Annotated in this window: 19 protein-coding genes and 1 riboswitch; of the genes, 5 read left to right on the plus strand and 14 right to left on the minus strand. The window is 62.7% G+C overall.

Annotation, left to right across the window (positions count from 1 at the left end; translation table 11 throughout):
- Positions 1-2 precede the first annotated feature (2 nt).
- The 9 genes from cobU to btuB are packed head-to-tail and all read right to left on the minus strand — an operon-like array spanning position 3 to position 8,912.
- Positions 3-545 (minus strand): bifunctional adenosylcobinamide kinase/adenosylcobinamide-phosphate guanylyltransferase, encoded by a 543-nt coding sequence (gene cobU / locus QMG46_RS22910; protein WP_281850217.1) that lies wholly within the window; start codon positions 543-545, stop codon positions 3-5.
- Positions 542-2,011 carry a cobyric acid synthase gene (locus tag QMG46_RS22915; protein ID WP_281850218.1) on the minus strand — a complete coding sequence of 490 codons (1,470 nt, stop codon included), beginning with the start codon at positions 2,009-2,011 and terminating at the stop codon, positions 542-544. The genes cobU and QMG46_RS22915 overlap by 4 nt, the downstream gene beginning before the upstream one ends.
- Positions 2,008-2,991, minus strand: coding sequence for a threonine-phosphate decarboxylase CobD (gene cobD / locus QMG46_RS22920; protein ID WP_281850219.1), 984 nt, complete (start codon positions 2,989-2,991; stop codon positions 2,008-2,010). Before cobD ends, QMG46_RS22915 begins: the two co-directional genes overlap by 4 nt.
- Complete coding sequence (cbiB, locus tag QMG46_RS22925; protein WP_281850220.1) at positions 2,984-3,910, minus strand: adenosylcobinamide-phosphate synthase CbiB; 927 nt, start codon at positions 3,908-3,910, stop codon at positions 2,984-2,986. Before cbiB ends, cobD begins: the two co-directional genes overlap by 8 nt.
- On the minus strand, positions 3,907-5,199 hold the full coding sequence (locus QMG46_RS22930) for a cobyrinic acid a,c-diamide synthase CobB (protein WP_281850221.1): 1,293 nt from the start codon (positions 5,197-5,199) through the stop codon (positions 3,907-3,909). The genes cbiB and QMG46_RS22930 overlap by 4 nt, the downstream gene beginning before the upstream one ends.
- A gap of 3 nt (positions 5,200-5,202) precedes the next feature.
- The gene (gene cobO, locus QMG46_RS22935; protein WP_281852959.1) at positions 5,203-5,802 is read right to left on the minus strand and encodes a cob(I)yrinic acid a,c-diamide adenosyltransferase; all 600 of its coding nucleotides are present in this window, start codon (positions 5,800-5,802) and stop codon (positions 5,203-5,205) included.
- 23 nt (positions 5,803-5,825) lie between these two features.
- Positions 5,826-6,419, minus strand: a complete 594-nt coding sequence (locus QMG46_RS22940; protein WP_281850222.1) for a hypothetical protein — start codon at positions 6,417-6,419, stop codon at positions 5,826-5,828.
- Positions 6,419-7,033, minus strand: a complete 615-nt coding sequence (locus QMG46_RS22945; protein ID WP_281850223.1) for a hypothetical protein — start codon at positions 7,031-7,033, stop codon at positions 6,419-6,421. Before QMG46_RS22945 ends, QMG46_RS22940 begins: the two co-directional genes overlap by 1 nt.
- A gap of 37 nt (positions 7,034-7,070) precedes the next feature.
- Positions 7,071-8,912: a TonB-dependent vitamin B12 receptor gene (gene btuB / locus QMG46_RS22950; protein WP_281850224.1), complete on the minus strand. Its 1,842-nt coding sequence runs from the start codon at positions 8,910-8,912 to the stop codon at positions 7,071-7,073.
- A gap of 110 nt (positions 8,913-9,022) precedes the next feature.
- Positions 9,023-9,244, minus strand: a riboswitch (cobalamin riboswitch).
- Positions 9,245-9,416: 172 nt separating this feature from the next.
- Here btuB and QMG46_RS22955 point away from each other — a divergent pair.
- A complete protein-coding gene (locus tag QMG46_RS22955; protein ID WP_281850225.1) occupies positions 9,417-11,444 on the plus strand; it encodes a phosphocholine-specific phospholipase C in 2,028 nt (675 codons plus the stop codon).
- Positions 11,445-11,633: 189 nt separating this feature from the next.
- Here the strand turns inward: QMG46_RS22955 and clpB are convergent, their stop codons facing one another.
- Positions 11,634-14,216, minus strand: coding sequence for an ATP-dependent chaperone ClpB (clpB, locus tag QMG46_RS22960; protein WP_281850226.1), 2,583 nt, complete (start codon positions 14,214-14,216; stop codon positions 11,634-11,636).
- Between the two features lie 185 nt (positions 14,217-14,401).
- On the opposite strand from clpB, the gene otsB reads away from it, so the two are divergent.
- The 3 genes from otsB to otsA are packed head-to-tail and all read left to right on the plus strand — an operon-like array spanning position 14,402 to position 18,416.
- Entirely contained in the window at positions 14,402-15,214 is an 813-nt protein-coding gene (otsB, locus tag QMG46_RS22965; RefSeq protein ID WP_281850227.1) for a trehalose-phosphatase, read from the plus strand.
- Positions 15,171-17,009: a glycoside hydrolase family 15 protein gene (locus QMG46_RS22970; protein ID WP_281850228.1), complete on the plus strand. Its 1,839-nt coding sequence runs from the start codon at positions 15,171-15,173 to the stop codon at positions 17,007-17,009. The genes otsB and QMG46_RS22970 overlap by 44 nt, the downstream gene beginning before the upstream one ends.
- A gap of 39 nt (positions 17,010-17,048) precedes the next feature.
- The gene (gene otsA / locus QMG46_RS22975; protein ID WP_281850229.1) at positions 17,049-18,416 is read left to right on the plus strand and encodes an alpha,alpha-trehalose-phosphate synthase (UDP-forming); all 1,368 of its coding nucleotides are present in this window, start codon (positions 17,049-17,051) and stop codon (positions 18,414-18,416) included.
- A 188-nt stretch (positions 18,417-18,604) separates the two neighbouring features.
- Here otsA and pgeF read toward each other — a convergent pair whose 3' ends face one another.
- Together pgeF and rluD are read right to left on the minus strand one after the other, a co-directional pair.
- A complete protein-coding gene (gene pgeF / locus QMG46_RS22980) occupies positions 18,605-19,351 on the minus strand; it encodes a peptidoglycan editing factor PgeF (RefSeq protein WP_281852960.1) in 747 nt (248 codons plus the stop codon).
- An 85-nt stretch (positions 19,352-19,436) separates the two neighbouring features.
- Entirely contained in the window at positions 19,437-20,411 is a 975-nt protein-coding gene (rluD, locus tag QMG46_RS22985) for a 23S rRNA pseudouridine(1911/1915/1917) synthase RluD (RefSeq protein WP_281850230.1), read from the minus strand.
- A gap of 190 nt (positions 20,412-20,601) precedes the next feature.
- Between rluD and QMG46_RS22990 the strand changes: the two genes are divergently transcribed.
- Positions 20,602-21,438 (plus strand): outer membrane protein assembly factor BamD, encoded by an 837-nt coding sequence (locus QMG46_RS22990; protein WP_281850231.1) that lies wholly within the window; start codon positions 20,602-20,604, stop codon positions 21,436-21,438.
- Positions 21,439-21,547: 109 nt separating this feature from the next.
- Here QMG46_RS22990 and QMG46_RS22995 read toward each other — a convergent pair whose 3' ends face one another.
- Positions 21,548-22,318, minus strand: coding sequence for a GNAT family N-acetyltransferase (locus tag QMG46_RS22995; RefSeq protein ID WP_281850232.1), 771 nt, complete (start codon positions 22,316-22,318; stop codon positions 21,548-21,550).
- A 349-nt stretch (positions 22,319-22,667) separates the two neighbouring features.
- The gene (locus QMG46_RS23000) at positions 22,668-24,293 is read right to left on the minus strand and encodes an NAD+ synthase (RefSeq protein ID WP_281850233.1); all 1,626 of its coding nucleotides are present in this window, start codon (positions 24,291-24,293) and stop codon (positions 22,668-22,670) included.
- Positions 24,294-24,319: the final 26 nt, after the last annotated feature.

Here is a 24,319-nt window from a genome sequence, read left to right on the forward strand (position 1 = left end):
ATTCACGGCAAGTTTCCTTCCAGGGCGGGGCCCTTCAATACCAGCGGCAAACCCGCCGCTGCAAACAAAACGCGCGGGCACAGGGCGGCGATAGCCTGATGCAGGCGGCCGGCCTCATCGACAAAACGGCGGCTCAACTCCCCCATCGGCACGATGCCCAGGCCTACTTCGTTGCTCACCAGCAACAGCTCGCCCGGCATCCGCGGCAGGCGCTCGAGCAAGGCGGCGCGCTCGCGCTCGAAGCAACCCGGATCGGGGTCGCAAAGCAGATTCGTCAGCCACAGGGTCAGGCAATCCACCAGCAAACAGCGATCCTCGCGCGCATGGTCGCCAAGCTTATCGGCCAACTTCACCGGCTCTTCAATGGTCAGCCAATGGGCGGGCCGCTGCGCCCGATGATGGGCGATACGCGCCGCCATCTCACCATCGCCGGCCTGCCCGGTGGCGACGTACACCACCTCGCGGCCCGAGGCGATGGCCAGGCGCTCGGCCAGCGCACTCTTGCCGGAGCGGGCGCCGCCAAGTATCAAAACAGGTGAGGTCATGCGGCGGTCTCCAGGCCCAGCAGACGCGATAATGCGGCCGTATCCATATGGGCGTCGATGGTATCGGCCAGGCGATCGAGGCTTACCTCGCGCTCTGCCGCCATATCCACCGCTACCGCGTCCTGCACACCTGCCCACCGCAACAGCGCCGCCTGCGCCTCGGGAGCGTCGAACAGGCCATGCAGGTAGCTCCCCAGCACCTGGCCATCGACCGATGTGGCGCCATCGACACGGCCATCCTCCAGCCGACTCGATGGCCGCTGCAAGTCCGGACCGCTGCTGATGCCGCAATGGATTTCATAGCCGCGCACCGTGGCATCGTCCAACGCCAGGCTTCCGCTGACCTGACGTAATTGCTTGCCGGGCTCCAGCGTCGTCTCCAGGTCGAGCCAACCCAGCCCATCGCTGGAGCCGGCCTCGCCCTCGATACCATGTGGGTCGTGCACGGCACGCCCAAGCATCTGCAGCCCGCCGCAGATGCCGATGAGTTTGCCGCCGTAGCGCAGGTGACGAGCGATGGCCGTGTCCCAGCCTTGCGCACGTAACCAGGCCAGATCGGCCCGCGTGGATTTGGAGCCGGGCAACACGATCAGATCGCAGGACGGCCACGCCTCGCCCGGCCCGACAAAGCGGAAGTCGATCTGCGGATGCGCACGCAGCGCGTCGAAATCGGTGTGATTGCTGATGCGCGGCAAGGCGGGCACGGCCACGCGCAAACGCGCCGTCGCGTTGGGCACGCGTTCGCGCGGCATCGCGTCCTCGGCCTCCAGTTGCAGACCATGCAGGTACGGCAACACGCCCAGCACGGGTTTGCCGGTTTCCCGCTCCAGCCAGTCCAGCCCCGGTTGCAGCAATGCGATGTCGCCACGAAAGCGATTGATCACGAAGCCTGCGACGCGTTGCTGCTCGCTCGGCGACAACAGAGCCAACGTGCCGACCAGATGCGCAAATACACCGCCGCGATCGATATCGGCAACGAGAATGACCGGGCAGTCCACCACTTCGGCGTAGCCCATATTGGCGATATCGCGATCGCGCAGATTGATTTCGGCCGGGCTGCCGGCACCTTCGACGATCAGCGCGGCATAGCGCTGCAGTAGCCGCGCATGAGCGGCAAGCACCGCATCCATCGCGATGCGCTTGTACTCGTGATAACCGCGTGCATCCATGTTCGCCACGGCATGGCCGTTGACGATGACCTGTGCGCCAGTGTCCGAATTCGGTTTGAGCAGCACCGGATTGAAATCGGTATGCGGAGCAAGACCGGCCGCCTGCGCCTGCACGGCTTGTGCGCGGCCGATCTCGCCGCCATCGACGGTGACCGCGGAGTTGAGCGCCATGTTCTGCGGTTTGAATGGCGCCACGGCGACGCCGCGCCGATGGAGCCAACGACACAAGGCGGCGACCACCGTGCTCTTGCCCGCATCGGAGGTACAGCCCTGCACCATCAACACCCGCGCGTTCACGCAAGCACCTCGGCGAGGGTGCGATCCAGCCGCTCGAAGGCCGCATCGTCACCCGGCAGTCCAAAACGCAGGCTTTGCGGCGTCTCGAACCAGCGTGTGAAGACCCCGCGTTGCGCCAGCTGCCAATGCAGGTTCAATGCGCGCGTATCGCAGCACCACTGAAAGAAAGCCGTGCCCGCCGTTGGCGGCAAGCCGTGTCTGGTCAACAAGCGCGCCAGTCGCTGGCTTTCGCGATGCAGGCGGTCGCCGGCGCCAGCTTGCCAGACATCATCGGCCAGGGCGAGCTTGAGCACATGACGCGTGGGCCCGCTTAACGTCCAGGGTCCCAATCGTTCGCGCAGTGCATCGAGCAAAGGCATCGTTGCAAACGCAAACCCGGCACGTGCGCCGGCCATGCCGAAAAACTTGCCCACCGAGCGAAGCACGATCAAGCCTTCGCGGCCCGCATAGGGACACAAACTATGCTCGGGGGTCGCGTCGATAAATGCCTCGTCGACGATCAGCCAACCGCCGCGTGCGGCCAGCGACGCATGCAGCGCCAGCAACTCGTCCACGGTGAAGCGATCGCCCGCCGGATTGTTCGGATGCATCAGTACGATTACGTCGAAGTGATCGGCGTGCGCGATCAAGTCGCGTGCCGATGCCAAGGTGACGCGATGCCCCTGGCGTCGCCAGGCATGCGCGTGCTCGGCATAACCGGGAGCAAGCACACCGACGTTGGTCGTCGCGCGCAGCATCGGCAAGCACTGGATGGCGGCCTGCGAACCGGCCAAAGGCAACAGAGAGGTCGCTTCGTAATAATCGCGCGCGACGTCGATCAGCCCGTCATCGTCATCGGGCAGGCGCTGCCACGCCAGCGGCGGGATCGGCGGCACAGGCCACGCGTAAGGGCTCACGCCAGTGGAAAGATCCAGCCAGTCGGACAAAGGAATGTTGTAGGTCCTGGAGGCCTGCAGTAGCCGTCCACCGTGTTCAAGCATGCGTGCCTCCTTGGCCGGCCAGCGCCCACAACAGCGCAACCAGCAACCACAACACCAAACCGCGACTCACCAATAGCAATGCCGCCTGGATCGATGCAGCCGATGCAGGCTCGCCTTCGCCCAGACGGGGACGTTCTTCCATGACACCGTGATAGGGCGCGGGTCCGCCCAGGCGCACGCGCAATGCGCCGGCACCCGCAGCCATCACTGGACCGGCATTTGGACTGTCCCAGGCCGGCGCCTGCTTGCGCCAGCATCGCCATGCACGACTCGCGTCACCGCATAGCGCGTATGCCGCTGCGGTCAGTCGTGCGGGAATGAAATTCAGCACATCGTCGATGCGCGCGGCTGCCCAGCCGAAATTTTCATAGCGCGGCGTGCGATAACCCCACATCGCATCCAGCGTATTGGACAGGCGATAAAGCACCACGCCAGGCGCGCCAAGCAAGGCAAACCAGAACAGGGCGGCAAAGACCGCATCCGCACCGTTTTCCAGGACCGACTCCGTCGCCGCCGCGGCCACCTGCGTTTCATCGAGCGCACCGGTGTCGCGGCTGACGATACGCGACACGGCAGCGCGTGCTGCGTGCAGGTCACCGTCGTACAGCGCCTGCGCAACCGGACGGGCATGCTCGGCAAGACTGCGATAGCCGATCGCCAGATACAGCAGCAGCGCACCAAAGGCCGAGCAGGCCCAGGGCGAATACATCACCAAAAAATGCGCGATCAGCCAAGTCAGCAGCACCGGCGGCAAGACCGATGCACACCATGCAGCGATGCCCTTGAAGCGCCCATCGCCATACAGCGCATGTTCGTTGAAGGTCGCCAGCCGGCCGAACAGCACCAGCGGATGCAGACGTCGTGGCTCGCCCAGCGCAAGATCCAGGAGCACGGCGACCAACATGGCGAGCGCGATCATGGCAGGAACAAACGCATGGCCGCGGCGGGATCGGAAGGGAAATAAAGGTGCATGAAACTCGCGGTCATGCGTTGGCGACGATACACACCTTCCCGGCTGGGACCTTTGTCCGGGTTGACCGTGAACGCCAACGGCGACGTGGTGATATCCGCCTTGGCGTAATGGAAGGTATGCCCACGCAGCGTCCCTTCGGGCAACTCGACCGATTGCATGCCCAGGCCGCTCAGGCGCGCCTGCATGACGGCATGGCCTTGCAGCAGACCGGCCATGGGATAGGTCACGCCATCGCGATCGGTCAAGGTATCGAGCGCATACAACATGCCGCCACATTCGGTGAGCAGCGGCTTGCCGTCTTCGACATGGGCATGCAATGCATCGCGAAGCCTCACGTGGCGCGCGAGCGCCGCCAGATGCAATTCCGGATAGCCGCCCGGCAGCCACACCGCATCGCACACAGGCAGCGGCTCTCCCGCGATCGGCGAGAAGAACACCAGCTCCGCACCACCCTCGCGCAGCACATCGAGATTGGCCGGATAGAGAAAACAAAACGCCGCATCATGAGCTACCGCAATACGCTTTCCTTCCAGCAAGCGCGGTGACGGCGAGCGATGGGTGGCAGGGAAACCCACCGGCGCAGGCAGCACTTCTTTCGCATACGTTGCCCAGGCATCCGCCAGCGCATCCAGGCGTGCCTCGATATCGTTCTGCTCGCCCGCAGCCACCAGACCGAGATGACGTTCGGGCAGCATCAGCGCAGGATCACGCGGCAACGCACCCAGCCAGGTGAGATCGGGCGGCAGGCTATCGGCCAATAACTGCGCGTGATACGAGCTGCCGATGCGGTTAGCGGTGACGCCGTATACGTGCAGGCCAGGACGATAACGTGCAAGGCCCGTGGCGATGGCGCCGAACGTCTGTGCCATCGCCGAGCCATCGATCACCGCAAGCACCGGAATGCCAAGCTTCATCGCAAGATCCGCGCTGGATGCGCTGCCGTCGAAAAGCCCCATCACGCCTTCGATCAGGATCAGATCGGCATCACCGGCAGCCTCGTAAAGCCGCGCACGTACGTCTTCCTCTCCGCCCATCCACAGATCGAGCTGATAGACCGGCGAACCGCTGGCACGCGTCAGCACGGTCGGGTCAAGAAAATCCGGGCCGGTCTTGAATACCCTTACGCGGCGGCCCTGCCGCCGGTGCCAACGCGCCAGCGCCGCGGTGACACTGGTCTTGCCCTGCCCCGAGGCAGGCGCGGAGATCAGCAAGGCCGGGCAACGATGTTCACTCATAGGTTACAGCTCGATACCTTTCTGCGCCTTGATGCCGGCTTCGAACGCGTGCTTGACCACGCGCATTTCCGTCACGGTGTCGGCGACCTCGATCAAGGCATCGGGAGCGCCGCGCCCGGTGATGACGACATGTTGATTCGGCGGGCGCGCTGCCAGTGCCGGCAACAGTTGATCGAGCGTGACATACTGCTTGACCAGGGCGATATTCAACTCGTCGAGCAGCACGAAGTCGTATGACGCATCGCCGAGCATGCGCGCGGCAACATCCCAGGCGGCCTGTGCCGCGGCGATATCACGCGCTTTGTCCTGGGTTTCCCAGGTGAATCCTTCGCCCATCACGTGATAATCGAGATCTTCGCCGAAGCGGCGAAAAAAAGCCTCTTCGCCGGTCGAAAAACTGCCCTTGATGAACTGCACGACGCCGCAGCGAAAGCCATGTCCCAGCGAGCGCGCCAACATGCCGAAGCCCGACGAACTCTTGCCCTTGCCGTTGCCGGTATTGACCACCAATACACCGCGCTCGATGGTCGCACGGGCGATCTTGCGATCGACCAGCTCCTTCTTGCGCTGCATGCGTTCGCGATAACGCTCATCGGCGGTCATGGCATCGCGTTCGGTTTTATCGGTCATGCGCGTGCGCTCCGTGGCGATCCAGTCATGCGTTCGGCGGCGAGGACGATTACTGCATGCAGCGCGAACACAAAGCCCACGTAGCCAGCCGTCACACCCAGCCAATGCGGATAGTAGTGCGCGATGCGCGGCGCAAAGCCGGCAAGCGTCGGCGTGTAATGCCCCGACAGCATGTAGTAGCCGCCGCCGGAAATGAGATAAGTGAAGAACACCGATACCAGCAATACTAAGGCCAGTCGCGGCACACTACGCCACTGCAGTTCATGCCAGCGGGCATAGAAGCACCCGGATACCCATAGCGTGCCGTAAGCCGGCACCAATACCCAATAAGCAGGGCTCAGGCACCAGTCGGTGATCGTACCGGCAGCTAGGCTGCCAAAATCCAGCACCGATGCCAGCGCGAAAAACAACGCGAATATCCACCAACGTCGCAACATGGCGCCGGCCAGGAAGAACACCGCCCAGGACGCGCTGGGCAGCGCATGCACGCTGGCAAAATGCTGGCCTCGCGTACAGGTCATCAGGATCGCCAGCGCGATGCCGACGATCCACAGCGTGGATGTCTGCTTGAATGGCAATACATTCGACATCAGCGGCCACCCTGCTTGTCTGTCGGAGCGACTTCAGTCGCGACATGCACGCCGCTGGACGTTTCCATGGTGCCACCGCTCTTCACAAGATAGGCCACCGCGTTACGAACCAGCAACGCAACCACCAGATACGCCATGGTGGTACGCACGAACAGCGGCCCCCACTGCCACAGCCGCGCGACATACTCGGCCACATGTGGGTTCGCGTAGCGACCGCCCAGCCAGTAGAAGCCGCCGTTGGAGATCGCAAACGAAAGGCATGCCGCCACAAAGCCGAACGCCAGGCTACCGAAGAACGAACGCCCGACGCCGCACGCGCGCCCACCGTACCAAAGCACCGCATAAGCCGGCAGCAGGAACGCATAGGCCGGCGTGATGCAGAAATCGCTCACGCCGGCATAGTTGACCGATATCCAGTCCACCAGCACTGCCAAGGTGACAAAGCCGGCAAACGCCAGGTGTCGGCGCAGGTAGATGCCGCCGATAAACAACACAGCCATCGAGGCATCGGGCAGATGCATGGCATCTCCAAAATGCTTGAAGCGCGTGGCGATCATGCAGGCGACCAGCAGGATCAGGATCATCGCGTTATGCGTTCGGGAGAGTGCTTTCATACCGTCTGTTACCTCTTGGCCGTGTTACTTGCGACGCTTACTGGGCCGGTTGCCAGCGCACGGTAAACATGTAGTTGCGACGCGGCTGATTGAAGAAAGCCGCCGTTTCGTAACGCTTGTCGAAAATATTGTTGGCGCTGAACTGCAGACGCCAGTCGCGATCCAGCGCATAGGCCACGCGCAGGTCGGTCAGCGAATAGCCGCCCAGTCGAGTTTCGTTCTCGGTGTCGTCGAAGCGCTTGCCCGAGACGAAATAACTACCGCCGAAGCTGAACGCGCCGACCTTCTTGTCCAGATCGAAACGTGCGGTCTGCTTGGCGCGGCGTGGCAGCAGGTTGCCGTGATCGAAATCGTTGCTCTCATCGCGCGGATCGAGCCAGTTCAACGTGCCCTGCACGGTCCAGCCGACCAGTTCGGTATGAGCCGTAGCTTCGACGCCGCGGATGCGTGCGCGGTCCACGTTGATCGGCAGGAAATTGGGGCCGGTGAACGCGATAAGGTCGCTGATCTTGGTCTCGTAGGCATTCAGCGACCAACCGCCCCAGCCATGCGTGCCGCGCAGGCCCAGCTCACCGCTGCGCGAGCGCTCCGGCTTCAGGTCCGCATTGCCGAAGTCGGGGTAGTACAACTCGTTGAAGGTCGGCGCATGGAACGCCGTGCCGTAGCTTGCCGTCAGGCGCAGCGACTGGGTGAAGTCCCAGCCCCACAGCAGCGAGCCGGTATTGCGGCCGCCGAACTGCGTGTCATCGTCGCGCCGCACGCTGGCCTGCAACTGCTGGCTGCCGAAAGTCTGCTGCCACTGGCCGAAGACGCCGCGATCGGTGCGCCGGTCGACGACATACTCGGTGCTGCCCTGGATGTTGTCGTGCTGCACGTCGAAGCCGACGCTGTAGAGACCGCCGCCAGCACTGATATCTGCCTGCAGCGAGCCGACCTTACGACGCGTATTGAACGTGTCGACATAAGCGTTATCCAGGTAATCGCTGCTGAAATCCTTGCTCTGTCCCAGGGCCAGGGTCAGCGTCAGCCGGTCGAACGGTTTGTAGTGCACCCGACCGCCCGCCACTTGCGACTCGGTCTTGGCGCTGTTGCTGAAGGTGCCGTCGTATTCGTTGCGACCGCGGGCGTCGAAGAAGCGCGCGTCGGCATCCCATTGCTCGTTGAACTTGTAGCCACCCTGCAAGGTGAGTGCGTCGTTCTTGTAGCCGTCGTTATCCGGCTCGATCGTGAAGCAGCCGCCGGGACCGCGACAGGCGTTGAAGCCATGCGTCTGGTCGTGCGAAACCTCCATCGAGTACCAGCCGGCGCCCTGCTTGCCGGCCGCACCCAGCGAGCCCTTCAGCGTGTCATAGGTACCAACGCCGAAGCTGGCATGCGGCACAAACGCGCCATCGGGGCGGCGCGTGAAAATCTGGATGACGCCACCGACCGCCTCGGAGCCGTACAGGCTGGAAAACGGGCCACGCACGATTTCAATGCGCTCGATCTGCTCCAGCGGAATATCCTGCAGCGCTGCCACGCCGGCCGAGGCCGAACCGATCTTCACGCCGTCGACCAGCACCAGCACTTGATCGGCATTGGTGCCGCGCATATACACCGAGGTCTGCTTGCCCTGGCCACCGGTGTTCGATAGCTGGATACCTGGCGCGCCCTGCAGCAAGGCAACGATCGACACCGGCTGCAGGCGCTCGATATCGGCGCGATCGATCACCGTGACCGGCGCCAGGGTCTGGTCCTGCGTCTGCGCGGTGCGCGACGCGGTGACCACGACCTGGTTGAGATCGGTGGTGCCGGCGTCGTCCGCGAAGGCTGGAGAAAACACGGAAAGCAAGGCAACCGCCAGCACGGAGCGGCGGAAAGTCGAAGAACGGATTGGCACAGCGTTAGCTCCCTGGACCGCGCCTACCCGCGCGGCGTCAATGGCATGGGGACAGGAGCGTGAGAGCAGGTACCGGCAAGTCGCAGCGGCCCCGACTAGGCCCGCCGCCTGTCCGGTGATACCTCCAAGGCCGGTCTCCGGGCTTGCGAGCGAGGGCATCTACCCTCCCGAATCGCGCCTTCCCATGCTATCGAGCACAGTGGCTGTTTGCGGTTCGTTTGCTCGCCTACCGTTGCGGGGGCAGCTTCGGCTTGACCCATCGAGGGCGTACCGAATTCCCGTTTCAACCGCCGGCTCCATTGCCGACAGTCACCTTGAGGCGCGGCGATCTTAGCAGCAGCGCGATGGGTCCGTGAGTGCAATGTGTAACGGCAGGGGACTGGACAACTCGGGTCACATGGCCGGCGACTATCTAAAAACTGACCCGGGAGTGGCATCGGGCTGCAACGTCCGTGAGTTGTCCTAGCGACAACGACACAGCCGACGCCACTCACGGAGCCCCCCATGAGCCAGATCGACGATATCAAGCCCGACAACACCGGGCGACGCCGCTTCCTGAAGATGACCGCGGCCTCGGCCGGTGGCTTGGCCGCCATGTCCGCCCTGCCCCCGGTCATCCGCCAGGCCCTGGCCACCCCTGCCGCCACGGTCAATGGCGATATCACCGACGTGCAGCACGTGGTGATCTTCATGCAGGAGAACCGTGCGTTCGACCATTACTTCGGCAGCCTGGCTGGAGTCCGTGGCTTTGCCGACCGCGTGCCGGCGCCGTTGCCGGGTGGCCAGCAGAATGTCTGGCATCAGCCCGACAGTAGCAGCACCGGCTACATGCTGCCCTTCCACATGGACACCAGCACCACCAGCGGTATCTGCATCAGCGCCCCGGCAATGAGCTATCCGGTCGACACCGCGATCTGGAACAGCGGCAAGTTCGATGCCTGGAATACCGCACGCGCTGCCGGTCTGGGCATGGGTTACTTCCAGCGCGCCGACTTGCCGTTCTACTACGCACTGGCCGACAGTTTCACCATCTGCGACCAGTATTTCTGCTCGACGCTCACCCAGACCAATCCGAACCGGCTGCATTTCTTTACCGGCAGCAACGGACTGTCAGTCGGCCAGGCAGCCACGCTGGACAACACCGAGCCAAGCGCCGGGTTCAGCTGGACCACGTACGCCGAGCGCCTGCAGAACGCCGGCATTAGCTGGAAGGTCTATCAGCAAAGCAACAATTTCGACGACAACGCCTTGGCCTGGTTTGCGCCCTTCAAAAAAGCCAAAGCCGGCCAACCGCTGTACGACCGCGGCATGGCGACAGTGCCGGACCTGGTGACTGCATTCGCCAACGACGTCGCCAACAACACCCTGCCGCAGGTGTCGTGGATCGTGGCGCCGGACTATCTTTCCGAGCACGCCAACTACAAACCGGCCTATGGCGAGAACCTCTCGGCGCAGTTGCTGGCCGCGCTGGTCGCCAACCCGGCGGTGTATGCCAAGACCGTATTCATCCTCAACTACGACGAGAACGGCGGCTTCTTCGATCACGTACCGCCGCCTACGCCACCAGCCTCGTCGGCAAATGGGCTATCCACCGTCAGTACCACCGGAGAAATCACGGCCGGCAAGCCGATCGGCCTGGGGTTTCGCGTGCCGATGATGGCGATCTCGCCGTGGTCGCGTGGCGGCTGGGTGTGCTCGGAAGTGTTCGATCACACATCGGTCCTGCGTTTTCTCGAAACCCGTTTCGGGGTCGCCGAGCCGAACATCAGTGCATGGCGTCGCGCGGTCTGCGGCGACCTGACTTCGGCGTTCGATTTCACTTCCGGCAACACGTCCTGGCCCAGCCTGCCGGTCACCAGCGGCTATCCGGGGCAAGCCGATAGCGAGTGCTCGACGTTACCGTCACCCAGCGTTCCTTCCACGCCGTCGATGCCCACAGCCGAATCGACGGTAACACGACCGGCACGCGCGTTGCCGTATGAAATGGATATCCAGGGCAGCGTCAGCACATCGAATGGACGCTATGTACTCGCGTTCAACAACACCGGCGCGGCGGGTGCGGTGTTTCAGGTGTACGCCTCCAATCGGAACGACGGTCCGTGGCGTTACACGGTGGAGGCAGGCAAATCGCTCTCCGACTATTGGAGCGCAAAGACGTATACCAACAGCATCTATCAGCTTGAAGCGCATGGGCCGAACGGCTTTCTGCGCGTATGGCAAGGAAGCGTCGCCAGTGCGACCGTCATGCCGGAGATCACGTTGGCCTACGACCCGGACAACAACCGCGTGCAACTGACACTCACCAATGCGGGCAGCAGCGCATGCACGTTCACCGTGCGCAACGGCTATGTGTCACAAGACGTGCGGATCTATTCGGTTGGCGCGCATGGCAGTCATGTGGACAGCTGGGACCTGAGTGACTTTACCAACTGGTATGACTTGAGCGTGTCGGTGGCCGAAGCCAGTGGATGGGCGCGGCGGGTGGCGGGGCATATGGAGAATGGGGCGGATAGTTTTAGCGAGCCGCGATAACGCGCGCATCGACTGTTCCGCACCAAGAGCCCCCTCACCCCAGCCCTCTCCCCCGGCAAAGCCAGGGGAGAGGGAGCCGACTGAGGAAGTCCTCGGTGTTTTGCGTTTCCGTAACCTGCTCCCTCTCCCCTGGCTTTGCCGGGGGAGAGGGTTGGGGTGAGGAGGGCCGGGTGTTCGCGTCGGCCTTTCCTACTCTTTGTGAAACACCAGATGCCCACCCTCGGCATCCACCACGACCGTATTGCCCGCATCGAAGCGCCCTTCAAGAATCTGCTTCGCCAGCGGGTTCTCCAGTTGCTGCTGAATCGCCCGCTTCAACGGCCGCGCGCCATACACCGGATCGAAGCCCACATTGCCCAGCAGTTCCAGCGCCCTGTCGTATATCTCCAGTTTCAACTGACGCTCCGCCAGGCGCTTTTCCAGATAGATCAGCTGGATCTTCGCAATGGACTTGATCTGCTTCTTGTCCAGCGGACGGAACACCACCAGCTCGTCCAGGCGATTGATGAACTCGGGACGGAAGTGCGCCTGCACCACCGCCAGTACCGACGCCTTCATCTGCATGTAGTCGGCTTCGCTATCGCCGGCCTGCTCCTGGATCATCTGCGAGCCCAGGTTGGAGGTCATCACGATAACGGTGTTGCGGAAGTCGACAGTACGGCCCTGCCCATCGGTCAAACGACCATCGTCGAGCACCTGCAACAGGATATTGAACACGTCCGGATGCGCCTTCTCCACTTCGTCCAGCAGAATCACGCTGTAGGGACGACGGCGCACGGCTTCGGTCAGATACCCACCCTCTTCGTAACCGACATAACCCGGAGGGGCACCGATCAGGCGACTCACGGAATGCTTTTCCATGAACTCGCTCATGTCGATGCGCACCATCGCATCCTGCGTATCGAACAGGAACTCCGCCAGCGCCTTGCATAGTTCGGTCTTGCCCACGCCCGTAGGACCAAGAAACAGGAACGATCCGTAAGGGCGATTGGGATCGGACAGGCCTGCACGCGCACGGCGAATTGCGTCGGACACCGCACGCACCGCTTCATCCTGGCCGACCACGCGCTGATGCAACGCCGACTCCATCTGCAACAGCTTGTCGCGCTCGCCTTCGAGCATCTTGCTCACCGGAATACCGGTCCAGCGCGATACGACCTCGGCGATCTCCTCTTCGGTAACGCGATCCTGTACCAGCTTGAAGTCCTGCTTTTCCGCGGCCTGCGCGGCGGTAAGCTGCTTCTCCAGTTCCGGCAACCGGCCGTACTGGATCTCGCTCATCTTTGCGTAATCCTGGTGACGCTGCGCGGCTTCAAGTTCCACACGCGCTTTCTCGATCTGCTCCTTGACCTTGGTCGCTCCCTGCAGCGCGGCCTTTTCGGACTTCCAGATCTCGTTGAGATCGGAAAACTCGCGCTCGAGCTTTTCGATATCGCTTTCCAGATCGGCGAGACGCTTTTTCGACGCCTCGTCGCTTTCCTTCTTCAGCATTTCGCGCTGGATCTTCAACTGGATCAGACGACGCTCGAGCCGATCGAGCTCTTCCGGCTTGGAGTCGATCTCCATGCGAATGCGCGATGCCGCCTCGTCCATCAGATCGATCGCCTTGTCGGGCAACTGACGGTCGGTGATATAGCGGTTGGAAAGCGTGGCCGCCGCGACGATCGCCGGATCGGTAATTTCCACGCCGTGGTGCACGGCATAGCGCTCCTTCAGGCCGCGCAGGATGGCGATAGTGTCTTCCACGCTCGGCTCACCGACGTAGACCTTCTGGAAACGACGTTCCAGGGCGGCGTCTTTCTCGATGTACTTGCGATATTCGTCCAGCGTGGTGGCGCCGATGCAATGCAACTCGCCACGCGCCAGCGCGGGCTTGAGCATATTGCCTGCATCCATCGCACCGTCGGCCTTGCCCGCACCGACCATGGTGTGCAGCTCGTCGATAAACAGGATGACGCGACCTTCCTGTTTGGCCAGGTCGTTCAGCACGGCCTTCAGACGCTCTTCGAACTCACCGCGAAATTTCGCGCCCGCGATCAATGCGCCCATATCCAACGCGAGCACACGGCGATCGCGCAGGCCCTCGGGCACCTCGCCCTTGATGATGCGTTGCGCCAGCCCTTCGACGATGGCGGTCTTGCCGACGCCCGGCTCGCCGATCAGGACGGGATTGTTCTTGGTACGGCGCTGCAGGACCTGGATCGTGCGGCGAATTTCCTCGTCGCGACCGATCACCGGATCGAGCTTGCCGCTCTCGGCTCGCGCGGTGAGGTCGACGCAATATTTTTCCAGTGCCTGGCGTTGCTCTTCGGCATTCTCGCTTTGCACTTTTTCGCCGCCACGAAGCTTGTCGATGGCCACTTCGAGGTTCGCCTTGGTGGCGCCAGCGGCTTTCAACGCAGCGCCCAGCTCACCCTTGTCTTCGAGCGCTGCGAGCACGAACAACTCGCTCGCGATGAATTGATCGCCACGCTGCTGCGCCAGTTTGTCGGTCAGGTTGAGCAGGCGCGTCAGTTCGTTGCCCACATGAATATTGCCTTCCTGCCCGCTGACCTTGGGCAGCCGCTCGAGCTGCTCGGCGACGCGTTGGCGCAGCGCCGGCACATTCACCTGAGCCTGCGTCAGCAAAGGCGCCGTCGATCCGCCCTGCTGGTCCAGCAGCGCCGCCATGACGTGCGTCGGCTCGAGCATATTGTTGTCACGACCGACCGCCAGTGATTGCGCGTCGGCCAGCGCTTGCTGAAAGCGCGAAGTAAGTTTGTCCATCCGCATGGAGTGGTCCCCGCTGAAATGAATAGGTTTTGGCGGCAAGCCGCCACTGTGGACGGATGTATGGACAAAAGCTTAACGGTTCAAGCGTAATCGACACGATTCGGCAAGCTTTCGTTTAAGTGAAAGATCGCCTTCACATCGGCTTTGTTACGCTCGATGAGGTGATAGTGCAAGCGAATCCCCTCATGCCCGCATCCACGCCGTTACCGGCGCCGCCCCTGCCGGTAGCCCACGAAGCCTGGGCGCTGTTTCTCGATGTCGACGGCAGCCTTATCGACTTTGCCGATCGGCCCGAACGGGTCCATGTCAGCAAGACGCTGACGGCGCTGTTGTCGCAGTTGCATACCGCGTTGGGCGGTGCGCTCGCCCTGGTCAGCGGCCGGCGGATCGAAGATCTCCAACGCCTGTTCGGCGCGCCGCCCTGGGCCATGGCCGGTGTACATGGCCTGCAGCTACGCCATGCCGATGGGGCCCAGCGCGAGATAGAACTCGATCATGCCGAACAGCAACGCCTTCGCCACGCAGTCCATGGCATGGCTTCGCGGTTTCCTCAGGTCATGCTGGAAGACAAAGGCATAGCGATCGCACTCCATGATCGCAGCGGTGATCCGGGCATGCGCGCGTTGCGCGAGGCGAGTGAAACGCTGCTCAAGGATTTGCCCGACTACGAGCTGCAACTGGGCCACCACGTGATCGAACTCAAGCCTGCCGGCATGGACAAAGGACAGGCCGTGGCCGAGCTGCTGGCACGGCCGCCGTTCCAGGGGCGCATGCCGGTCTACGTCGGCGACGATTTCACCGACGAGCACGGATTCGCCACCGCCAATCTGGAAAACGGCATCAGCATCCGGGTCGGCCAGCGCGAACCCAGCCTGGCGCAATACACCTTGTCCGGTCCCACCGCGGTGCAAGCCTGGCTCGCCCGTGTCTTGTACGCCTTAGGAGCGACGCTAGATGACCAATACCCCGGAGGAACTCGTCGACACAACCGCTCCTGAAGCGGCTCGCGCCGCCCAGGCGAATCTATCGCTGGGCGTGATCGGCAATGGCAGCGTTGCTGCATTGATCGACGCGCACGGCAGTATCGTGTGGTGCTGCCTGCCCCGCTTTGACGATGACGCGAGCTTTTGCGCATTGCTGTCACCCCGACGCGAAGGTGGTGACTGGACGATTGCGCTGGAAGATTTCGACCGCGCCGAGCAGGAGTATCTTCCTAATACGGCGGTGCTGCAGACGCGTCTGTACGATAAGCACGGTGGCGCAATCGAGATCACCGACTTCGCTCCACGTCATCGTGCTCATGGGCGCTTTTATCATCCCGTGCTCATCGCGCGCCGGGTGCAGCCAATTGCCGGCTCGCCACGCATCCGTGTGCTGTTACGGCCGCTTTGCGATTACGGCGCCAACGCACCGCAGACAACGTCCGGCAGCAATCACATCCGCTACCTGCTGAGCAATACGGTGATGCGGCTCACCTCGGACGTGGCCTCGCCGCTGATCGAGCGCGGCCTGCCGTTCGGCCTGGACCGCAGCGCACATTTCGTGTTCGGCCCCGACGAAACGCTGACGCAGAGCCCGGCGGAGTTCATTCACCACACGCTGAACAATACGCTTGCCTACTGGCGCGACTGGGTCCGCTATCTCTCGGTACCTTACGAATGGCAGGAGTACGTCATTCGCGCAGCCATCACCTTGAAACTGTGTCAGTACGAGGCAACCGGCGCGATCATCGCCGCGCTGACCACCTCGATCCCCGAGTCGCCCGACTCGGCGCGCAATTGGGACTATCGCTATTGCTGGTTGCGCGACGCGGCCTTTACCGTGCGAGCACTCAATCGTCTGGGCGCTACTCGCACGATGGAGGAATACATCCGCTACGTGTTCAATCTGATTGCCGCCGATGACGAGCGCGAGATAGGTCCGGTATTCGGCATCCTGTTCGAACACGAGCTTCCCGAAACACAAGTGGACAGCCTAGCCGGCTACCGCGGCATGGGACCGGTGCGCGTCGGCAACGACGCGTGGAGGCAGCGGCAGAACGACGTCTACGGCTCGGTGGTGCTGGCGTCAGCGCAACTGTTCTTCGATCAACGCCTGGAGAGCAAGGGCGATCGACGCACCTTTGCGCGCCTCGAACGCATGGGCGATATGGCCTTGAAGATGGCCGAGCAGCCCGATGCCGGCCTGTGGGAATTTCGCGGCCGCAGCTCCGTACACACCTATTCGGCAGCCATGTGCTGGGCGGCCTGCGATCGCCTGGCGCATATCGCGACCGAGCTTGGCATGGACGAACGCGCGCGCTACTGGCACGAAGAGGCGGTAGCGCTGCACGCGCGCATCGTCGAGCGCACCTGGAATGAAGAAAAGGGTTATTTCGCCGATGCCTACGATGGCGAACGCCTCGATGCGAGCTTGCTGCTCCTGGCCGATATCGGCTTTCTCAAGGCCGACGATCCGCGTTTCGTAGCGACCGTGGACGCGATCGGCAAGGAGCTTGGCCGCGGCAACTACCTGTTCCGCTACATCGCACCCGATGATTTCGGCGCACCGGAAACCAGCTTCAACATCTGCACGTTCTGGTACATCGAAGCGCTCGCCGCCACCGGTCGCCGCGACCAGGCGCGCGCCATGTTCGAAAACATGCTCTCGCACCTGAATCCGCTTGGCTTGTTATCCGAAGACATCGCGCCACAGAGCGGCGAGCAGTGGGGCAATTTCCCGCAGACCTATTCGCTGGTCGGTTTGATCCAGGCCGCCATGCGCCTCTCCCGTCGCTGGGAAGATGCGATGTAACCACACCGCCCACATCCTCCCCTCACCACAGGAAAAAACATGAATCGCCTGATCGTCGTATCCAACCGTGTCGCCTTGCCCAATCAGACCGCCACCGGCGGCCTGGCGTCGGCCATGCGCGACGCGTTGCGCGAGCGCGGCGGGCTCTGGTTCGGCTGGAGCGGCAAGATAGCCAAGCACACCGCCGGACAGCTGCATCACTTGAAGGACGGCGAGGTGGAGTACGCCACCATCGATCTTTCCAAGGAAGACCACGATCATTTCTACGACGGTTATGCCAATCGTACGCTATGGCCGCTGTTGCACTATCGACCCGATCTGGTCGACTACAACCGTGGCCATCTGGCGGGTTATCTACGCGTCAATACCGTGTTCGCCGATCGACTGGCCGATTTGATCGAGCCGAACGACATGATCTGGATCAACGACTATCACCTGATCCCCCTGGCCTCGATGCTGCGCGAGCGCGGCGTGCGCAACCGCATCGGCTTCTTTTTGCATACACCACTGCCCGCGGCGGGATTGCTGATTGCGCTGCCGCAGCACCGCGAACTGCTGGAAACCTTGTCCAGCTACGACTTGATCGGCCTGCATACCGCACGCGATCTGCGCGCACTGGAAGACTATTTCCTGCACGAAGCGCACGCCGTGATGCGCCCGGGTCATCGCATGCGCGCCAGCAATGGCCATATCTTTCGCGCCGGCGTCTTTCCCATCGGCATCGATACCCATCAGGTCGCCGAGATGGCGAAGCGGGCACTCGCCGAGGAAGAGGAAATCGGGCAGTTGCGTGCCAGCCTGGACGATCGCGCGTTGATTATTGGCGTGGACCGCCTGGACTATTCCAAGGGACTGCCCGAGCGCTTTCAGGCTTATGAGCGCCTGCTGGAGCGAGCGCCGGAGTTGCATCGCAAGGTCACCTTGCTGCAGATCGCCCCGCCTTCGCGCTCCACCGTACCGGAATACCGGCAGATCCGTCGCGAGTTGGAACGCAGCGCGGGGCATATCAACGGCCTGTATGCCGCGCCCGATTGGGTGCCGGTGCGCTACGTCAATAATTCTTATCCGCACAGCGTGTTGAGCGGTTACTACCGCACCGCGCGCGTGGGTTTGATCACGCCGCTGCGCGACGGGATGAACCTGGTCGCGAAGGAATACGTGGCCAGTCAGAACCCGAAGGATCCTGGCGTACTGGTGTTGTCGCGCTTTGCCGGTGCGGCCGAGGAGCTGACACAGGCGTTGCTGGTCAATCCCGCCGATACCGAGGAAGTGACCGATGCGCTGGAGCGTGCGCTCAAGATGCCGCTGAAGGAGCGGCGCAATCGCTGGCACGCAATGATGGAGATATTGCAGAAGCACGATCTTACCGCTTGGCGGAAGTCGTTTTTGGATGCGCTGGCGGCTTAGGGCCGCTCGAATTACCTCATTTTCCCTATTCGTCGTCCCGGCGCAGGCCGGGATCCAGTGACTTTGCGGTCGGCTGCCGCGAGAGTCACCAAGCATTTGCTCTTACGCGAAAACCTAAAACCGAAGCCACTGGGTCCCGGCCTGCGCCGGGATGACGAATTAGGAGAGGCTTTCCGAGACGCTCGCGCTTAACCACCCAGCCAGATCAAACTGGCAAATCGCCCGCTCTTTGCCCCATCGCGCCGATACGAATAGAACCGCTCGTCGGTGCGCGTATCGAACCCGCCACCATAGATCTGCTCCACGCCGGCCTTTTGCAGTCGATGCCGCGCCAGCCCGGCCATATCGCACAACCAATGGCCCGCCCGGGTCGCTTCAAAATAGCCTTCCGCAGCCGCATCCTCGACGACAAACGCCTCCCGTACCGGCGCATCGATTTCATACGATGCCTTGCCGATACACGGCCCGATCCAGGCAAGCAAACGTTGCGGCGCGATCTGCATCTGCTCCACGGTGGCTTCCAGCACGCCGGCAGCCAGACCTTTCCAGCCCGCATGCGCTGCACCGATCTGTCGCCCGTCGCCGCTGCAAAACAGCACCGGCAGGCAATCGGCGGTAAGAATGGCCAGCACCGTCCCCGGCAAATGCGACACGGCCGCATCCGCCTGCGGCTCCTGCTCGCTCGGTAACGGCCCCAGCTCGGCCACCGCGGTGCCGTGCACCTGATGCAGCCAGCGCGGCGCGGCAGGCAACCCCAGAACTTCGCGCAATGCACTCCGATTGGCGAACACGGCATCACTGCTGTCGCCACTGCGCAGTCCCAGATTGAAGCGATCGAACGGCGCGGCGGACACGCCCGGCCCCTGCCGCGTGGTCACGGCGGCATGTACCGCGCGCGGTGCGGGCCAATCGGGAAAGAGCCAGGCGTCGTCGATCATGGAACGGGCGCTTGTCGTGAGGGGAAGGTGCGGAGCATCGCACAAGAGGCTGGTCGACCCCGAAACATCGATGCTCCGCCGATCAGTAGTCGTTGTGCCCGTGTTCGGCCAGATCGTGGCGCAACGCGTCGATCAATAACTGCTGGTCCGCCGGCCGCTCGGCACTGAACGACAGCGGCTCGTGCGTCACCGGGTGCTCGAACGCCAGTCGTTCGGCATGCAGGGCCTGACGACGGAATCCACGCAAGGCCGCCACCAGTTCGGGTGTCGCCCCCTTGGGCAGCTTGAGGCCACCGCCGTAAAGCGGGTCGCCGATCAGCGGATGGCCGATATGCGCCATATGCACGCGGATCTGATGGGTACGGCCGGTTTCCAGGCTGCACTGGATCAGGCTGTGGGCACGGAAACGCTCCCGCAACCGGTAATGGGTGACGGCATGCTTGCCGTCTTCCTCGTCGCGCACGGCCTGACGCAGGCGGTCGCCCATGTGGCGGCCAATCGCGGCATCGACCGTACCGCCTGCCACCATGGTGCCGACGACAATGGCTTCGTACTGACGCTCCACCTCGTGGCGCGAAAGCATGTCGACCAGGCCGGTGTGCGCCGCCAGGGTGCGCGCGACCACCATCAGACCGGAGGTGTCCTTGTCCAGGCGGTGCACGATGCCCCCGCGCGGCAGTTCGGCCAGCTTGGGATCGTGATGCAGCAAGGCATTGAGCACGGTACCGGCAGGGTTGCCCGCCCCCGGGTGCACGACCAGGCCGACCGGCTTGTTCAGCACCAGCAGGTAATCGTCCTCATGGACGATATCCAGGTCGATGGCCTCGGGCTGGGAGCTGACCTCGACGACCAATACCGCCTCCAGCAGCACTTTTTCGCCTCCGCGAAGGAGCTGGCGGGGCGGCGCCTTGGCACCGTCCAGGGTCACCGCACCGTCCTTGATCCAGCCGGTCAGGCGGGAACGGGAATAGTCGGGGAACATCTCGGCCAAGGCCTGGTCGAATCTTCGACCTGCGGCCGACAAGGGGACAATGGCTTCGTGACGCACTGCGGTCATGGGGCGGAACTCGGGTTCGGGACTTAAAGACTCGCGAAAAATCCGTGGACTGATCTTGAGGACATCGATGAGTGAGGCCTGCGCGTAAGTATTTGCTGCGCTTGGCGATCTTTCGGGGCTCGGGTCCCGGGTCCCGAGTCTCGGCTCTATAAGCTATCATCCACCGTTCAACACCTAGAAATTCTACCTCATGCGCCTAACCAAGCCGGCTCTAAAACTCTTTATTGCGCTCGTCATCGCTGTATCGATGAGCGGCTGCTCGATGTTCCGCCACAAGCGCGACAACATCGATACCATGCCGGTGGAAAAGCTCTACACGACTGCGCACAAGTCGCTCGAGAACGCCGACTACTCGGCCGCCGTCAAGGCCTATCAGCGCCTGATCGCGCGCTTCCCCTCCGGCGACTACAACGAGCAGGCCCAGCTGGACCTGGCTTATGCGCAGTACAAGGACAACCAGCCGGATGATGCGTATTCCACCATCAACCGCTTCATCAAGACGTATCCGACCCAGAAACACGTCGACTACGCCTACTACCTGCGTGGCCTGATCAATTTCGACCGCACCTCGGGCGCGATCGAGCGTCTGCTCAAGCGCGACGAGAACCAGACCCGCCGCGACCAGGGCTACAACCTGCAAGCGTTCGACGATTTCTCCGAACTGACCCGCCGCTTCCCGGACAGTGCCTACGCCACCGATGCGCGCCAGCGCATGATCTACCTGCGTAACGTGCTGGCCCAGTTCGAAATCAACGTGGCCGAGTTCTACCTGCGCAACAAGGCCTATATCGCTTCGGCCAACCGCGCCCAGTACGTGATCGAGCATTACCAGCAGTCGCCGCAGACCGGCGATGCGCTGGCCATCCTCACGCGCAGCTATCTCGCGCTCGACCAGAAGGGCCTGGCCGATCAGACCCGCCAGGTGCTGGCCGCCAACTATCCCGACCACCCGTATCTGACCGATACCAAGTGGCCGCATCCACCGTCGACCCTGCGCAAGATGATTCCGTTCTCGGGACATCACTAAGCGCAACGCGATCCGTCAGGTGTGACGCTTCAAAAGAAAAAGCCGGCAGTCAGACTGCCGGCTTTTTTGTTGGCGGAGTGACGTTGCTGGCTACGCCTGGCCAGCAACGTCAACGCGACGCACAAACGACTTCACCGAAACGCTCGAATCCCGCCCGGCGATAGACCCCGTCCTCGTTGGCCACTTCGCACATCAGGAACGGCAGATCGATGCCTTGCACGAGCGCGTGGTCGGCCAGCAACGCTGCCAGGGCAGCACCGATACCTCGACGTCGGGCGGAAGCATGGACACCGATGGCGGCGATCTCGGTCACGCCATCATGCGGTGGCGTGAACAGCCCCGCCCCCAATACGGTGTCGCTATCGCGGGCACGCACGAGCGCTACCGCACCGCCCTTCTTCAGCAACTCTCGCAGACGCTGCAGATCGGCCGCCGTGGTGACCGACACGCCGTAAGCATGATTCTGCACTTCGGCCGCCGCGTAGAGATCCGCATCGTTTTCGGCAAGCGACCACTGCAGTCCCTCGATATCACCATCCATGGTGAGGCTGCCACGAGAACAGGTCATCAGGGCAAGCGGTGGCGATGAGGTAAAGCCCGCGGCCACCAGCCTGGGCAGGACCGCTGGTGCGAGATCGTGGATATATTCCAGCCGCGGCACTCGCTGCCGGGCGTCGAACCTTTCGCACAACGCGGCAAGTTCCGCCTCGCAAGGGTCGGCACTGTCGTCGGGCGTGGCGTAGTTGCGCGCCGGCTCGGCGCTCGCCTCGTCGAACAGGTAGCTAAATGATGCGACACGTTGCCGGTCATGGGGCGAACCCATGCGGGCACGCAGGTAAGCAGCAACACGGCGCAATGCCATGTGGTTATGGGTAGTCATGAATGTAAGGCACTCTGCAGGCGCGTTCCGATTTCCGAAGAAACCGAACGACGCAAATCACGCCCACGCACTTAAGCGCAGGAAGAAGACCGCAAGAAAGACGCGTCCGTCAGGACGAAGTCGTCAACCAGAGATAGGCTGAGCCGGTAAACGGCTTAGCAGACGGCAAGCTGCCGGATGGCGATGACGATGGACGCGTGCGTGGCGATGGCAATCATTGGCGCACTCCTCGAAACGAGTCGGGGATAATTTCAAGAATGTGCGTGTGGCGTCAAGTGCTTTTTAGGAATGAGTTGTCAGGAGTGAGGCGTGAGAGAGAAAAACAGCGCGATCGCCTTGCCCGACCCAGTCATCGCCAACCCGATGTGATCGGATAGCGACGTTCGCGACCGAAGGCACGGGTCGTAACGCGCGGACCAGGAGCGGATTGGCGACGCTTGAATTCGTTGATCAGCACCAGGCGCACAACGCGGCGAACCGTTTCCGGATCGTAGCCGCGCGCCGCGATCTCGGCCTGCGACTCTTCGTCTTCGATGAAATGCGTAAGGATCGCGTCGAGCACATCATAGGGCGGCAACGAATCCTGGTCGGTCTGGTTGTCGCGCAATTCCGCCGACGGCGGACGCTCGATCACGGCCGGCGGAATGGCCCAGCCACCCTCACCTTCCACGCTATTGCGCCACTGCGACAGCCGATAGACCACCGTCTTGTAGACATCTTTGAGCGGCGCATAGGCTCCGCACATATCGCCGTACAAGGTCGCGTAGCCGACCGCCATCTCACTCTTGTTACCCGTGGCCAGCAGCAGACGGCCATGCTTGTTGGACAAGGCCATCAACATCACGCCACGGGTGCGCGACTGCAGGTTTTCCTCAGTGATATCCGGCCCCTTGCCTGCGAAAGCTGGGGTCAGCGCGCTGACGAAGGACTCGTAGGTCTCTTCGATCGAGATCACGTGATAGGCCACGCCGAGCTTCTCGGCCTGGATGCGCGCGCCATCGAGCGATAGCTGCGAGGTGTAGCGCGAAGGCATCATCACCGCGGTCACACGATCGGGACCAAGCGCATCGACCGCCAACGCCAGGGTCAGTGCCGAGTCGATACCGCCGGAAAGGCCAAGCAGGACGCCACCGAAACCGTTCTTGTCGATGTAGTCGCGAATACCGCGCACCAGTGCCCGGTAAAGCGTGCCTTCGGCGGGCGGTTGGTCCGCGGGCGGCCAGTCGTGTGCGGTCAGGCTTCGCGTTTGCGGATCGAACTCGGCCCACAGCAAGGTATCGGTAAAGGTGGGCGCGCGCGCGGCGATGCTGCCGTCGGCATTGACCAGCAATGATCCACCGTCATAGACCACTTCGTCCTGGCCACCGACCGTGTTGAGGTAAACGAAGGCGCAGCCGGTTTCCCTCGCACGCTCGGTCAACACCTGTTCGCGGGCCTGCTGCTTGGCGCTGTCCCAGGGCGACGCGTTGATGACTACGATCAGTTCGGCGCCTGCCGCGGCGGCCATGGCGGCCGGCTCGGCTTGCCAGACGTCTTCGCAGATCAGCACGCCCACGTGCACGCCCTGGATCGTCGCCACCATGCTTTCGTGGCCGGGGCGGAAATAGCGCTTGTCGTCGAATACGCCGTAGTTGGGCAGCGCCTGCTTGTGCGTCGTCGCCTCGACCCGGCCGTGACGCAGCAATGAGGCCGCGTTATAGACCTCGCCCTCGCTATGTGGGTGACCCACTACCGCGGCAACGCCATCGGTTTCTTTCGCCAGCGCCTGCAGCTCGTTCTCACAAGCCGCCAGGAAACTCGGCCGCAACAGCAGGTCCTCGGGCGGATAGCCGCTCAGGGTCAGCTCCGGAAACGCCACCAGCGAGGCTTTGCCGGCTCGCGCCTGGGCCAATAATTCACGCACCTTGGCGGCATTGGCGGCTACCGCGCCGACCGGAAAATCGAATTGGGCCAGCGCCAGGCGTAGAGCAGTCATGGATGGTTTCTTGCGTGTCGGGACTG

The sequence above is a fragment of the Dyella sp. GSA-30 genome (assembly GCF_027924605.1).
Taxonomy (GTDB): domain Bacteria; phylum Pseudomonadota; class Gammaproteobacteria; order Xanthomonadales; family Rhodanobacteraceae; genus GSA-30.

Excerpts from the sequence above, each read along its gene's own strand:
- clpB (WP_281850226.1), bottom strand. The coding sequence starts at position 14,216 with ATGCGGATGGACAAACTTACTTCGCGCTTTCAGCAAGCGCTGGCCGAC.
- QMG46_RS22955 (WP_281850225.1), top strand. The coding sequence starts at position 9,417 with ATGAGCCAGATCGACGATATCAAGCCCGACAACACCGGGCGACGCCGC.
- QMG46_RS22940 (WP_281850222.1), bottom strand. The coding sequence starts at position 6,419 with ATGTCGAATGTATTGCCATTCAAGCAGACATCCACGCTGTGGATCGTC.
- QMG46_RS22970 (WP_281850228.1), top strand. The coding sequence starts at position 15,171 with ATGACCAATACCCCGGAGGAACTCGTCGACACAACCGCTCCTGAAGCG.
- cobO (WP_281852959.1), bottom strand. The coding sequence starts at position 5,802 with ATGACCGCCGATGAGCGTTATCGCGAACGCATGCAGCGCAAGAAGGAG.
- QMG46_RS22930 (WP_281850221.1), bottom strand. The coding sequence starts at position 5,199 with ATGAGTGAACATCGTTGCCCGGCCTTGCTGATCTCCGCGCCTGCCTCG.
- otsB (WP_281850227.1), top strand. The coding sequence starts at position 14,402 with ATGCCCGCATCCACGCCGTTACCGGCGCCGCCCCTGCCGGTAGCCCAC.
- cobD (WP_281850219.1), bottom strand. The coding sequence starts at position 2,991 with ATGCTTGAACACGGTGGACGGCTACTGCAGGCCTCCAGGACCTACAAC.
- QMG46_RS23000 (WP_281850233.1), bottom strand. The coding sequence starts at position 24,293 with ATGACTGCTCTACGCCTGGCGCTGGCCCAATTCGATTTTCCGGTCGGC.
- QMG46_RS22995 (WP_281850232.1), bottom strand. The coding sequence starts at position 22,318 with ATGACTACCCATAACCACATGGCATTGCGCCGTGTTGCTGCTTACCTG.
- otsA (WP_281850229.1), top strand. The coding sequence starts at position 17,049 with ATGAATCGCCTGATCGTCGTATCCAACCGTGTCGCCTTGCCCAATCAG.
- cbiB (WP_281850220.1), bottom strand. The coding sequence starts at position 3,910 with ATGATCGCGCTCGCCATGTTGGTCGCCGTGCTCCTGGATCTTGCGCTG.
- QMG46_RS22990 (WP_281850231.1), top strand. The coding sequence starts at position 20,602 with ATGCGCCTAACCAAGCCGGCTCTAAAACTCTTTATTGCGCTCGTCATC.
- rluD (WP_281850230.1), bottom strand. The coding sequence starts at position 20,411 with ATGACCGCAGTGCGTCACGAAGCCATTGTCCCCTTGTCGGCCGCAGGT.
- QMG46_RS22945 (WP_281850223.1), bottom strand. The coding sequence starts at position 7,033 with ATGAAAGCACTCTCCCGAACGCATAACGCGATGATCCTGATCCTGCTG.
- cobU (WP_281850217.1), bottom strand. The coding sequence starts at position 545 with ATGACCTCACCTGTTTTGATACTTGGCGGCGCCCGCTCCGGCAAGAGT.